The organism is Mycobacterium europaeum, assembly GCF_034555895.2.
In the GTDB taxonomy this organism is placed as follows: Bacteria; Actinomycetota; Actinomycetes; order Mycobacteriales; family Mycobacteriaceae; genus Mycobacterium; species Mycobacterium europaeum.
The window spans coordinates 3,603,343-3,615,706 of the sequence record NZ_CP157315.1; the positions used below are offsets into that span (position 1 = coordinate 3,603,343).

The following is a 12,364-nucleotide window of genomic DNA, read 5'->3' on the forward strand; positions in this document are numbered from 1 at the left end:
AAGGCCACCCATGGCAGACAGCACCCCCGCCAAGCCCCTTGACGGATTCCGGGTACTCGACTTCACCCAGAACATCGCCGGGCCGCTGGCCGGGCAGGTGCTGGCGGACCTGGGCGCCGAGGTCATCAAGGTCGAGGCACCCCACGGCGAGGCCGCCCGGCAGATCACCGCGGTCCTGCCCGGTCGCCCGCCGCTGCCCACCCTGTTCCTGCCGCACAACCGCGGCAAGAAATCAGTGGCGGTGGACCTCACCGACGAGGAGGCCAAGCAGCAGATCCTGCGGCTGGTCGACACCGCCGACGTGGTGCTGGAGGGCTTTCGTCCCGGCGTGATGGAACGCATGGGCCTGGGCCCCGACGACCTGCGCGCCCGCAACCCCCGGCTCATCTACGCGCGGCTGTCGGCCTACGGCGGCAACGGCCCGCACGGCAGCAGGCCGGGCGTGGACCTGATGGTCGCGGCCGAGTCGGGGATGACCACCGGGATGCCGACGCCGAGCGGCAAACCGCAGATCATCCCGTTCCAGCTCGTCGACGCCGCCAGCGGGCACGTGCTGGCCCAGGCGGTGCTGGCCGCGCTGCTCAACCGGGAGCGCCACGGGGTGGCCGACGTGGTGCGCGTCGCCATGTACGACGTCGCGGTCAACCTGCAGGCCGGCCAGCTCACGATCCACCTGAACAAGCCGGCCCAGGCGCCCGGGCCGAAGCCGGACTCGGAGCCGAAAGCCAAGAAGCGCAAGGGTGTTGGCTTCGCGACCCAGCCGTCGGACGCGTTCAAGGCCGCCGACGGGTACCTGGTGATCAGCGCGTACGTGCCCAAGCACTGGGCCAAGCTGTGCCAGATCATCGGCCGGCCCGACCTGCTGACCGACGAGCGGTTCATCGACCAGCGTTCGCGCGCAATGAATTACCCCGAGCTGACCGAGGAACTCGAGGCGGCGCTGGCCGCCAGGACCGCGGCCGAATGGGTCGAGCTGCTGCAGGAAGGCGGCCTGATGGCCTGCCTGGCCAATACCTGGAAACAGGTGGTGGACACCCCGCTGTTCGCGGAGAACGAGCTCGCCCTGCGGGTGGGCAGCGGCGACGAAGGCGTCACGGTGGTGCGCATGCCCGCGCGCTACTCGAGTTTCGACGCCGCGGCCATGGATGCCCCGCCCGCCGTCGGGGAGCACAACGAGGAGTTCCTCACCCCGCAGACCACCTCGTCACCTGTCACTGGCTAGGCAGCCGCACCACCTGGACGAAGAACTCGTCGATCTGTCGGACCGCCTTCATGAACTGGTCCAGGTCGACCGGCTTGGTCACGTAGGCGTTGGCGTGCAGCTTGTAGCTGCGCAGGATGTCCTCCTCCGCCGAGGAGGTGGTGAGCACCACGACCGGGATGCGGGCCAGGTCCGGGTCGGACTTGATCTTCTCCAGCAGCTGGCGGCCGTCGTATTTCGGCAGGTTCAGGTCCAGCAGGATGAGGTCGGGCCGCGGCGCATCCTCGAACCTGCCGCGCTGGTAGAGGTAGTCGAGGCCCTCCTCCCCGTCGTGCGCGACGTGCAGCCGGTTTTGGAGTTTGTTGTGCTCGAACGCTTCTCGCGTGATGAGCTCGTCTCCCGGGTCGTCTTCGACGAGCAGGATGTCGATCGCTCTACCGGCCGATGTCATTCATGCGCTCCTTCCAAAGCGGCTGGGCGGTCCGCGTCCGCGTCGGGCTCGGGCTGCGGCTCGGGCTCGGGCATGGGCAGGGTGAATTCGAATCGCGTTCCCTCGGTGCGGGACGTGTCGATGCGAATGGTGCCGCCATGGTGCTCGACGATCTTCTTGACCAGGGCCAGCCCGACGCCGGTCCCGGCGTACACGTCGCGGCCGTGCAGGCGCTGGAAGATGACGAAGACCTTGTCGGCGAACTCCGCCGGGATGCCGATGCCGTTGTCCGACACGGTGATCACCCATTCGCCGTCGTGATCGCCGGTGCCCGGCGCGCACTCGATCACGACGCGGGGCCGGCGATCCTTGTGCCGGAACTTCACGGCGTTGCCGATGAGGTTCTGCCAGAGCATGGTCAGCAGCGTCGGGTCGCCCTTGATCCGCGGAAGCGCGTCCGGGCGCACGATGTCGGCCTGCGACTCCTCGATCGCGACGGCCAGGTTGGCCAGGCCGGAATCCAGCGCCGAATCGAGGTCCACGTCGGTTTCGGTGGTGCCGAGCCGGCCGACGCGGGAGAAGGTGAGCAGGTCGTTGATCAGCGCCTGCATCCGCTTGGCCCCGTCAACCGCGAAGCCGATGTATTCGATGCCGCGCTCGTCGAGCTTGTCACCGTAGCGGCGCTCCAGCAGCTGACAGAACGAGGCGACCTTGCGCAGCGGCTCCTGCAGGTCGTGGGAGGCGACGTAGGCGAACTGCTCGAGTTCGGTGTTGGACCGGCGCAATTCGGCGGCCTGCTCGTCCAGCTGCGTCTGCGCCGAGCGCGATATCTCGAGTTCCTCGACCATCCGTTTGCGCATGTTCTCCACGTCGATCGCCATGTCGCGAACGTCCTTGGGCCGCCTCGGCGGTGTGATGCTCTCCTCGAAGTTGCCCTGAGTGATCCGCCGGCACGCCCCGGCCAGCGCCGCGAGCGGGCGGGCGACCGTGTCCCGGATCAGGAACCCCAGCAGCCCGGCCGTGGCGAAGAACAGCAACACCATCGCGCCGAACACCCGGTCACGCCAGGCGTCCGTGCGCTTGAGTTCGGCCGCACCGGTCGCCGCCGCTGCCGACAGGTTCGCGTTCTGCCTCTCGAAAAGTGTTCGGAGATGGTCGAATTCGGCTTTTCCGCGCTCAGCCGACGGCTTGCTCGCGACGTTCTTGCCGGTGGGCATCACCGTGGCGATGACCGGCTCGGCGTAGTTCGCCCGCCAGTTCGCCGCGGCATCCTCGATGGCGGCGAGGTCGGTGCTGAGGTCCGGGCGCTGGCTCAGCCGCCGCCGGATCTCTTGCGCCGCGGCCTGTTCGGCGTGTTGCCCGTCGTAGTACGGCATGAGGAATTGCCGGTCCCCGACCAACAGGTAGCCGCGGATCCCCGTTTCCTGGTCACGCAACGCGGACTGCAGCTGGAAGGCCGCCACGCGTGCCGGCTGAATGCTGTCGACGAGCTGGTGGGTCATCTCGTCCGTGCGGTTCAGCAGCAGCGCGCCGACCACCGCGCCGGCCAGCACCATCACGCCCATGCTGACCAGGACCAGGGCCTGCCATCCGCGCACGGTGAGCTCCGACAGCCGCAAGCGGCGCACGCTGGGGGTCACTCGGCGGTCCTCTCGACCCGCAGCACGGCGATGTCGTCGGTCAGTCCGCCCCGGGGGCGAGCGAGTCGCTGCGCGCCGTCGATGAGCGCGTCGACGAACTCCGGACCCGGCCGATTCGCGTGCGACCGGGCCAGCTCGAGCAGGCCCTCCTCGCCCAGGCGCCGGGTGCCCTCACCCGAATACCCCTCGAACAGCCCGTCGGTGAGCAGCAGCAGGCCGTGCCCCGGCGGCAGGTCCAACTCGTGCCGCGGCCAGTCGTCGTCGGCGCGCAGACCCAGTGCGGGGCCACCGGGCGGCTCCAACCACTCGACGGTGCCGTCGCGCTGCAACAGCATCCCGGGATGGCCGGCCCGGATCGCGGTGATGCGGGAGCCGCCGGGCGGGATCTCGAGGCTCAGCACGGTCGCGAAAACCCCTGTGCCCGTTCGTTCCGAGTGCAGCACCCGCTCGAGTTGCCGCATCAGCTCCACGCCCCGCACGCCGGCGAAGGTGAGCGCGCGGAAGGCGATCCGCAGCGCAGCGCCCAGGGCGGCCTCGTGCGGCCCGTGCCCGGCGACGTCGCCGATCAGGACGTGGATCACCCGGTCGGGCGTCTGCACCACGTCGTAGAAGTCCCCGCACAGCAGCGCGTCCTCGCGGCTCGGCCGGTACCGGGCGACGATGTCGACGCCCGGGTTATCCAGCAGCAGGGGGGACGGCAGCAGCCCGCGCTCCAGCAGCGCGTTCTCGCGGGCCCGCAGCCGGGTCGCGTGCAGGTCGGCGGCGATCAGCTCGGCGCGCTTGCGCTCGATCGCGTACAGCAGCGCGCGCCGCAGCATCTCCGGCTCGACGCGGCCCTTGACCAGGTAGTCCTGGGCGCCGGCAGCGACCGCGGAAGCCCCGAAGTACTCGTCGTTCAGCCCGGTCAGCACGACGATCGGAACGGTGGCGTCGCGCTCGGCGATGCGGTTCAGCGCGTCGATGCCGCTGGCGTCGGGCAGGTGCAGGTCCAGCAGCACGCAGTCGGGCCGGGCCGAGGCCAGTTCGCGCTCGGCGTGGGCCATCGACTGCGCCCAGACCACCCGGATATCGGCGACCGCGTCGGCGATCAGCTCCTCCACCAGCACCGCATCGGCGCGGTCGTCCTCCACCAACAGCAAAGACAAGGACTGCCAATTCGCCGCCGGGATCACGGGAGCGCGCGCTGGCATCAATTCCGGGTCATCCCCGGATGCGCGGAGGTAGCCACGCTGTTCACTCCAGCCCCCCTCCGCCGGTAAGACCCATTCGCACGACTCTACGTCCGGCCCGACACCGCAGAGTGGTTAACCGTCGGAGATCCTATCGGTCAGCGCAGCAGTGCCCGTGACATCACCACGCGCTGAATCTGGTTGGTGCCCTCGTAGATCTGGGTGATCTTGGCGTCGCGCATCATCCGCTCCACCGGGAAGTCCTGCGTGTAGCCGTAGCCGCCGAAGAGTTGCACCGCGTCGGTGGTCACCTCCATCGCGACGTCGGACGCCAGGCACTTGGACGCCGCGGAGATGAAACCCAGGTTGGCTTCGCCGCGCTCGGCGCGGGCGGCCGCGTGGTAGACCATCAGCCGCGCCGCTTCCACCTTCATCGCCATGTCGGCGAGCATGAACTGCACACCCTGGTTGTCGCTGACCGGACGGCCGAACTGCTTGCGGTCCTTGGTGTAGGCGATCGCCGCGTCCAGCGCCCCCTGCGCGATGCCGACCGCCTGGGCGCCGATGGTGGGCCGGGTGTGGTCCAGGGTCGCCAGCGCGGTCTTGAAGCCGGTGCCCGGCTCGCCGATGATCCGATCCCCCGGGATGCGGCAGTTCTCGAAGTACAGCTCGGTGGTCGGGGAGCCCTTGATGCCGAGCTTCTTCTCCTTCGGACCCACCGTGAAGCCCTCGTCGTCCTTGTGGACCATGAACGACGAGATGCCGTTTGAGCCCTTGTCCGGGTCGGTGACCGCCATGACCGTGTACCAGCTCGACTTGCCGCCGTTGGTGATCCAGCACTTGGCCCCGTTGAGGATCCAGTCGTCGCCGTCGGCCTTGGCGCGGGTGCGCATCGAGGCCGCATCACTGCCGGCCTCCCGCTCGGAAAGCGCGTAGGACGCCATCGCGGTGCCGTCGGCGATCTGCGGCAGCACCTGCTTCTTGAGCTCGTCGGACCCGCGCAGGATCAGCCCCATGGTGCCCAGCTTGTTCACCGCCGGGATCAGCGACGCCGACGCGTCGACGCGGGCGACCTCCTCGATCACGATGCACGCCGCGACGGAATCGGCGCCCTGCCCGCCGTACTCCTCGGGCACATGCACGGCGTTGAAACCCGACGCGTTCAACGCCTCGAGCGCCTCGTCCGGGAACCGCGAGTTCTCGTCGACGTCGGCGGCGTGCGGGGCGATCTCCTTCTCCGCCAACGCGCGGATCGCCGCCCGCAACTCCTGGTGTTCCTCGGGCAACTGAAACAAATCGAACGTGGGGTCTCCGGCCCAACCAGCCATCACGAGCCTCCTCTAGCGCTTGGGCGAACTGCCCGGCTCCTCTTCCGGCCGCTGCGCGGCCGCATCGTCGCCAGGCTACTCGCCGGTAACTTTACCTTGACGCTGTTGCAGCGCCTCATCCTTGGCCCGCACGCTCTCGGCCAGCTGGTCGGAGAACTCGACGATGCGGGCGCGCAGCGCCGGGTCCGACGAGCCGAGCATGCGCACGGCGAGCAGGCCCGCGTTGCGGGCACCCCCGATCGACACCGTGGCCACCGGGACGCCCGCCGGCATCTGCACGATGGACAGCAACGAGTCCAGGCCGTCCAGCCGCGCCAGCGGCACCGGCACCCCGATCACCGGCAGCGGCGTCGCGGACGCGACCATCCCGGGCAGGTGGGCGGCCCCGCCGGCCCCGGCGATGATGACCTCGATGCCGCGGTCGGCCGCCCCGCGCGCGTAGTCGAACATCACCTGAGGCGTGCGATGCGCCGACACCACCCGGACCTCGGCCGGTATGTCGAACTCGGCCAGCGCGGCCGCGGCGTCGGCCATCACCGACCAGTCGCTGTCGCTGCCCATGATCACGCCGACCCTGGGGTTGCTAGTCATGGCCATTGATGCCGCTTCTCCCGCCTTTTCCTATCGCACTGCTCTGTTTATCGTCGCCGGCATGCGGATCCCATCCGTCCGTCCACTGCGCGTGTGACAACCAGTGTGCCGCCAGCTGGGCGCGTTCCCGCAGCGCGGCCACCTCCGCCATGTCGGTCCCGAGGAAGTTGACGTGGCCGACCTTGCGGCCGGGCCGCTCCTCCTTGCCGTACAGGTGCACCCGGGCGTCGGGCATGCGCGCGAACAGGTGGTGCAGCCGCTCGTCCACCGTCATGGCGGGCCGCTCCGGCGCGCCGAGCACGTTCGCCATCACCGTCACCGGCGCGACGGCGTCGGTGTCGCCGAGCGGATAGTCCAGCACCGCGCGCACGTGCTGCTCGAACTGGCCGGTGCGCGCGCCGTCCATGGTCCAGTGCCCGGAGTTGTGCGGCCGCATCGCGAGCTCGTTGACCAGCACGCCCCCGTCGGCGGTCTCGAACAGCTCGACGGCGAGCACCCCGACCACGCCCAGCTCGGCGGCCAGCCGCAACGCCAGCTGTTGGGCGGCGGCGGCCACGTCGTCGGGCAGCCCGGGCGCGGGGGCGATCACCTGCACGCAGATGCCGTCCCGTTGCACGGTCTCCACCACGGGCCAGGCCGCGCCCTGGCCGAACGGGGAGCGGGCGACCAGCGCCGACAATTCGCGGCGCAGGTTCACCTGCTCCTCGGCCATCACCGGCACGCCGTCGGCCAGGAAGGCGGTCGCGATGTCGCGGGCATGCGAAGGGTCACGGGCCATCCGCACTCCCCGCCCGTCGTAACCGCCGCGCACCGCCTTCACGACCACGGGGCCGGCTATCCGCCGCGCGAAGGCATCGAGGTCGTCGATGGTTCCGATCTCGGCATAGCGGGGCACCGGAACCCCGAGTGCCTCCAGCCGCCGGCGCATGACCAGCTTGTCCTGGGCGTGCACCAGCGCCTCCGGTGGCGGCGCGACGTTGACGCCCTCGGCGACCAGCTTCTCCAGCAGCTCGGTCGGCACGTGCTCGTGGTCGAACGTCAGCACGTGGGCCCCGGCCGCCACCCGGCGCAGGTCCTCCAGCTCGGTGTGCGAGCCGATCACCACGTCGGGGGTGACCTGCGCGGCAGGCTCGCCGGGGGCGGTGGCCAGCACCCGCAGGGTCTGCCCCAGCGCGATCGCGGCCTGGTGGGTCATCCGGGCCAGCTGACCGCCGCCGACCATGGCGACCAACGGCGGGACGGCGGGGACGGCTCCGGGCGGGGGTGTACTCGGCACGGCCATCATGGTGTCACGGCGCCGGCGGCGTGTTGACCGGCGGTGACGCCGAAATGTTATGTACGATTTTGCGTCGATTTTGTGTGCGTCCGTACACTGACGACTTGTGCCCTTCGCCGAAGCCGCAATCGAGCGCCTACCCGGGTTTATTCAGCCCTATTTGTTGCGCCACCACGAACTGATCAAATTCGCCATCGTCGGCGGAACGACGTTTGTGATCGACTCGGCGATTTTCTACACCCTCAAGCTGACAATTCTGGACTACAAGCCGGTCACCGCGAAGGTCATCGCCGGCATCGTCGCGGTCATCGCGTCCTACGTGTTGAACCGCGAATGGAGCTTCCGCGATCGCGGCGGCCGCGAGCGTCACCACGAGGCGCTGCTGTTCTTCGCGTTCAGCGGGGTGGGCGTGCTGCTGTCCATGGCGCCGCTGTGGTTCTCCAGCTACATCCTGCAGCTGCGGGAGCCGATGGTGTCGCTGACCGTGGAGAACATCGCCGACTTCATCTCGGCCTACATCATCGGCAACCTGCTGCAGATGGCGTTCCGCTTCTGGGCGTTCCGGCGCTGGGTCTTCCCGGACGAGTTCGCCCGCAACCCCGACAAGGCGCTGGAGTCCGCGCTGACCGCCGGCGGCATCGCCGAGATGCTCGAGGACGAGATCGAGGGCGGAAACGTCACGCTGTTGCGGGCCTGGCGCAACCGCGCCGGCCGGCCGACTCAGCCGGGCGACTCCTCCGAGCCGAGGGTGTCGAAAACTTCGTGATAGAGCAGCGCGTGCACCTCGCGCAGCCGCGGAATGTCGTAAAACTCCAACGGATCCTGTGACGCCGATTCGATAATCAGCGTCCCGGTCCGAAACATCCGCTCGGTAATGCGGTCACGGAATTCCACGCTGTTGATCCGCGCCAGCGGGATATCGATCCCGGTGCGGGTCAGCACCCCGTGCCGGAACATCACCCGCCGGTTCGTGACCACGAAATGTGTGGTCAGCCAGCTCAGGAACGGCCACAGCGTCAGCCAGCCGACGATCACCAGCCAGATGGCCCAGATGACGGCGTAGATGATGTTCTTGGCCGGCTGGCCCCAGTGCGTCGAGTTGAGGTATCCGGACCCGAACGACGCCAGCGCGGTCGCCAGCAGCAGGGCCACGACCGGCCAGATCAGCCGCTTCCAGTGCGGGTGGCGGTGGACGATCACCTGCTCGCCGGCGGCCAGGACGTTATCCGGGTAGCTCATGCTCGCCGAAGCTACCGCAAATGCACCACGTCACCAGCGGAGACGACGACGGTTTCCGACCCGGTCTCGATGCACAGCCTGCCCTGGTCGTCGATGGCGCTCGCGGTCCCGACGACTTCCTTGCCGCCGGGCACCTGCGCGCGCACGCGGTTGCCGATGGTCAGGCTGCGCGCCCGGTAGTCGGCCGCCAGCGCCCAGTCCGCCCCGCGGGCGGCCCGCCACGCGACGATGCGCCGCCCGAGCTCGGCCAGCAGCGCGCACACCAGCCGGGTGCGGTCGGGCTCCCGCACGCCGAGGTCGCGCAGCGAGGTGGCCCCCTCGACGCCGCCGGGGGCCTCGAAGACGTTGAGCCCCACGCCGATCACCACGACCGGCTTCGCCACCTCGGCCAGGATGCCCGCGAGCTTGCCCGGCGACTCGGAGGGGCCGGCCAGGACGTCGTTGGGCCACTTGAGGCCCACCACCCGAACCCCGTCGAGCAGCGGGGCAACCGCATCGACCACCGCCACCCCGGTGGCCAGCGGCAGCCAGCCCCACCCGGCGGTCGGCACGTCGACGATGCTGACGCCGACCGACATCGTGATCTGGGTTCGCGGGGTGGCCGACCAGCCGCGGCCGTGCCGCCCGCGGCCGGCGGTCTGGTGCTCGGCGATCAGCACGGCCCCGGCCACGTCAGCCCCCGAGGCGGCCTGCGCGAGCAGGTCGGCGTTCGTGGAGCCGGTCTGTTCGACGACGTCGAGCCGGCGCCAGCCGAGCCCCGTCCCGATCAGTTCGGCGCGCAATGCGGTCGCGTCCAGCGGTGGCCTGAGCTCATCGGTGTCCATCACCGCCCAGCCTAAAACTGCGCCGCAGCGGCGGCCGATACCATCGGATCCCATGACAAGCGTTACGGACCACACCGCGGAGCCGGCCGCCGAGCACACCATCGACATCCACACCACCGCAGGCAAGCTGGCCGAGCTGCACAAGCGGCGGGAAGAGTCGCTGCACCCGGTGGGCGAAGAGGCCGTCGACAAGGTGCACGCCAAGGGCAAGCTGACCGCCCGCGAGCGCATCCTGGCCCTGCTGGACGAGGACTCGTTCGTCGAGCTCGACGCCCTGGCGCGGCACCGCAGCAAGAACTTCGGCATGGAGAACAACCGCCCGCTCGGCGACGGCGTGATCACCGGCTACGGCACCATTGACGGCCGCGAGGTGTGCATCTTCAGCCAGGACGCCACGGTGTTCGGCGGCAGCCTCGGCGAGGTGTACGGCGAGAAGATCGTCAAGGTGCAGGAGCTGGCGCTCAAGACCGGCCGCCCGCTGATCGGCATCAACGACGGCGCCGGCGCGCGGATCCAGGAGGGCGTCGTCTCCCTGGGCCTGTACAGCAAGATCTTCCGGAACAACATCCTGGCCTCGGGCGTGATCCCGCAGATCTCGTTGATCATGGGCGCCGCCGCCGGTGGGCACGTCTACTCCCCCGCGCTGACCGACTTCGTGGTGATGGTCGACCAGACCAGCCAGATGTTCATCACCGGGCCGGACGTCATCAAGACCGTCACCGGCGAGGACGTCACGATGGAGGAGCTCGGCGGCGCCCACACCCACATGGCCAAGTCGGGCACCCTGCACTACGTCGCCTCCGGCGAGCAGGACGCCTTCGACTGGGTGCGCGACCTGCTGAGCTACCTGCCGCCCAACAACGCCACCGACGCGCCCCGCTACCAAGCGGAGGCGCCAGCGGTGCCAATTGAAGACAACCTCACCGAGGAGGACCTCGAGCTGGACACGCTGATCCCCGACTCGGCGAACCAGCCCTACGACATGCACGAGGTGATTACCCGCATCCTCGACGACGACGAGTTCCTGGAGATCCAGAACGGCTACGCCACCAACATCATCGTCGGATTCGGCCGCATCGAGGGCCGGCCGGTGGGCATCGTGGCCAACCAGCCCACGCAGTTCGCCGGCTGCCTGGACATCAACGCCTCGGAGAAGGCGGCGCGGTTCGTGCGGACCTGCGACTGCTTCAACATCCCGATCATCATGCTGGTGGACGTCCCGGGCTTCCTGCCGGGCACCGGCCAGGAGTACAACGGCATCATCCGCCGCGGCGCCAAGCTGCTGTTCGCCTACGGCGAGGCCACCGTCCCCAAGATCACCGTGATCACCCGCAAGGCCTACGGCGGCGCGTACTGCGTCATGGGCTCCAAGGACATGGGCTGTGACGTCAACATCGCCTGGCCGACCGCGCAGATCGCCGTGATGGGCGCCTCCGGCGCCGTCGGGTTCGTCTACCGCAAGCAGCTCGCGGAGGCGGCCAAGGAGGGCAAGGACGTCGACGCGCTGCGGCTGGAGCTGCAGCAGGAGTACGAGGACACGTTGGTCAACCCGTACGTCGCCGCCGAGCGCGGCTACGTCGACGCGGTGATCCCGCCGTCGCACACCCGCGGCTACATCGGCACGGCGCTGCGGCTGCTGGAACGCAAGATCTCGCACCTGCCCCCCAAGAAGCACGGGAACATCCCGCTGTGAGCGACGAGATGAACGACGAAAACGGTTCCGAGGCAACCGAAACCGCCCACGAGCCGCACATCCACATCCTCAAGGGCCACCCCACCGACGAGGAGGTGGCCGCGTTGGTCACCGCGCTGGGCCTGGTCGGCGGGGGCGTCCCCGAGCCCACCGAGCCCGAGGCCACCCGCTGGGGCCTGCCGGTGGACCGGCTGCGGTTCGCCATGTCCAACTACCAGCGGCTCACCATGCAGCAGATGACACACATGAAGCGTTGACCCGCCTGGTCCTCGGGTCGGCCTCGTCGGGCCGCCTGAAGGTGCTGCGCCAGGCCGGCGTCGATCCGCTGGTGGCGGTGTCCGGTGTGGACGAGGACGCCATTGTGGCCGAGCTGGGGCCCGGCGCCCCGCCGGCGGAGGTGGTGTGCGCGCTGGCGGCCGCCAAGGCCGAACGCGTGGCGGGCGAACTGGACGGCTCCGTCGCCGCGGATTGCCTTGTCCTGGGCTGCGATTCGATGCTGCACCTGGACGGCGAACTGTGCGGCAAGCCCGGCTCGGCCGACGCCGCGATGGCCCAGTGGCGCGGGATGGCCGGCCGGGCGGGCCGGCTGCACACCGGGCACTGCCTGCTGCGGCTGAGCGACGGCGTGATCACCGGCCGCGAAGCCGAATCCGCCTGTACCACAGTGCGTTTCGCCTCGCCGACGGACGCGGATCTGCGGGCCTACGTCGCCAGCGGCGAGCCCCTGCGGGTGGCCGGCGGGTTCACCCTCGACGGGCTGGGCGGCTGGTTCATCGACGGGGTCGACGGCGACCCGTCGAACGTGATCGGCGTGAGCCTGCCGCTGCTGCGGTCGATGCTGGGCCGCCTCGGCCTGTCGGTCGCCGCCCTGTGGGCGGGCTAGCGCCGGGCCGCTCCACGAGACATCAACCGCTGCGACCCGCGGCGTGTCGTCGCAACGGTTTATGTGCCGCGGGCAGGGCAACGGCGCTGG

At 69.7% G+C, this 12,364-nt stretch carries 13 protein-coding genes; 5 read left to right on the plus strand and 8 right to left on the minus strand.

Going from position 1 to position 12,364, the window contains the following annotated elements; all coding sequences use genetic code 11:
- Positions 1-10: 10 nt before the first annotated feature.
- The gene (locus U8D42_RS16445) at positions 11-1,222 is read left to right on the plus strand and encodes a CoA transferase (RefSeq protein ID WP_322859640.1); all 1,212 of its coding nucleotides are present in this window, start codon (positions 11-13) and stop codon (positions 1,220-1,222) included.
- On the opposite strand, the gene U8D42_RS16450 is transcribed toward U8D42_RS16445, so the two are convergent.
- From U8D42_RS16450 to U8D42_RS16475, 6 genes are all read right to left on the minus strand, one after another.
- Positions 1,212-1,652, minus strand: a complete 441-nt coding sequence (locus U8D42_RS16450) for a response regulator (RefSeq protein WP_322859639.1) — start codon at positions 1,650-1,652, stop codon at positions 1,212-1,214. The two genes, U8D42_RS16445 and U8D42_RS16450, sit on opposite strands and share 11 nt — an antisense overlap.
- Positions 1,649-3,196 carry a sensor histidine kinase gene (locus U8D42_RS16455; protein ID WP_322860138.1) on the minus strand — a complete coding sequence of 516 codons (1,548 nt, stop codon included), beginning with the start codon at positions 3,194-3,196 and terminating at the stop codon, positions 1,649-1,651. The genes U8D42_RS16450 and U8D42_RS16455 overlap by 4 nt, the downstream gene beginning before the upstream one ends.
- A 71-nt stretch (positions 3,197-3,267) precedes the next feature.
- Positions 3,268-4,461 carry a PP2C family protein-serine/threonine phosphatase gene (locus U8D42_RS16460; RefSeq protein ID WP_431523779.1) on the minus strand — a complete coding sequence of 398 codons (1,194 nt, stop codon included), beginning with the start codon at positions 4,459-4,461 and terminating at the stop codon, positions 3,268-3,270.
- 137 nt (positions 4,462-4,598) lie between these two features.
- Complete coding sequence (locus U8D42_RS16465) at positions 4,599-5,768, minus strand: acyl-CoA dehydrogenase (RefSeq protein WP_322859638.1); 1,170 nt, start codon at positions 5,766-5,768, stop codon at positions 4,599-4,601.
- 75 nt (positions 5,769-5,843) lie between these two features.
- Positions 5,844-6,365 carry a 5-(carboxyamino)imidazole ribonucleotide mutase gene (purE, locus tag U8D42_RS16470; protein ID WP_322859637.1) on the minus strand — a complete coding sequence of 174 codons (522 nt, stop codon included), beginning with the start codon at positions 6,363-6,365 and terminating at the stop codon, positions 5,844-5,846.
- On the minus strand, positions 6,352-7,644 hold the full coding sequence (locus U8D42_RS16475) for a 5-(carboxyamino)imidazole ribonucleotide synthase (RefSeq protein ID WP_322859636.1): 1,293 nt from the start codon (positions 7,642-7,644) through the stop codon (positions 6,352-6,354). The genes purE and U8D42_RS16475 overlap by 14 nt, the downstream gene beginning before the upstream one ends.
- A gap of 97 nt (positions 7,645-7,741) precedes the next feature.
- On the opposite strand from U8D42_RS16475, the gene U8D42_RS16480 reads away from it, so the two are divergent.
- Positions 7,742-8,401 (plus strand): GtrA family protein, encoded by a 660-nt coding sequence (locus U8D42_RS16480; RefSeq protein ID WP_322859635.1) that lies wholly within the window; start codon positions 7,742-7,744, stop codon positions 8,399-8,401.
- Here U8D42_RS16480 and U8D42_RS16485 read toward each other — a convergent pair.
- Positions 8,356-8,874: a PH domain-containing protein gene (locus U8D42_RS16485; RefSeq protein WP_322859634.1), complete on the minus strand. Its 519-nt coding sequence runs from the start codon at positions 8,872-8,874 to the stop codon at positions 8,356-8,358. The genes U8D42_RS16480 and U8D42_RS16485 overlap by 46 nt on opposite strands.
- Positions 8,875-8,885: 11 nt before the next feature.
- A complete protein-coding gene (locus U8D42_RS16490; protein WP_085241686.1) occupies positions 8,886-9,701 on the minus strand; it encodes a biotin--[acetyl-CoA-carboxylase] ligase in 816 nt (271 codons plus the stop codon).
- Positions 9,702-9,750: 49 nt separating this feature from the next.
- On the opposite strand from U8D42_RS16490, the gene U8D42_RS16495 reads away from it, so the two are divergent.
- The 3 genes from U8D42_RS16495 to U8D42_RS16505 are packed head-to-tail and all read left to right on the plus strand — an operon-like array spanning position 9,751 to position 12,274.
- A complete protein-coding gene (locus U8D42_RS16495) occupies positions 9,751-11,391 on the plus strand; it encodes an acyl-CoA carboxylase subunit beta (protein WP_322859633.1) in 1,641 nt (546 codons plus the stop codon).
- Between the two features lie 8 nt (positions 11,392-11,399).
- Entirely contained in the window at positions 11,400-11,648 is a 249-nt protein-coding gene (locus U8D42_RS16500; RefSeq protein WP_085241775.1) for an acyl-CoA carboxylase subunit epsilon, read from the plus strand.
- The gene (locus tag U8D42_RS16505) at positions 11,645-12,274 is read left to right on the plus strand and encodes a Maf family protein (protein ID WP_085241688.1); all 630 of its coding nucleotides are present in this window, start codon (positions 11,645-11,647) and stop codon (positions 12,272-12,274) included. The genes U8D42_RS16500 and U8D42_RS16505 overlap by 4 nt, the downstream gene beginning before the upstream one ends.
- Positions 12,275-12,364: the final 90 nt, after the last annotated feature.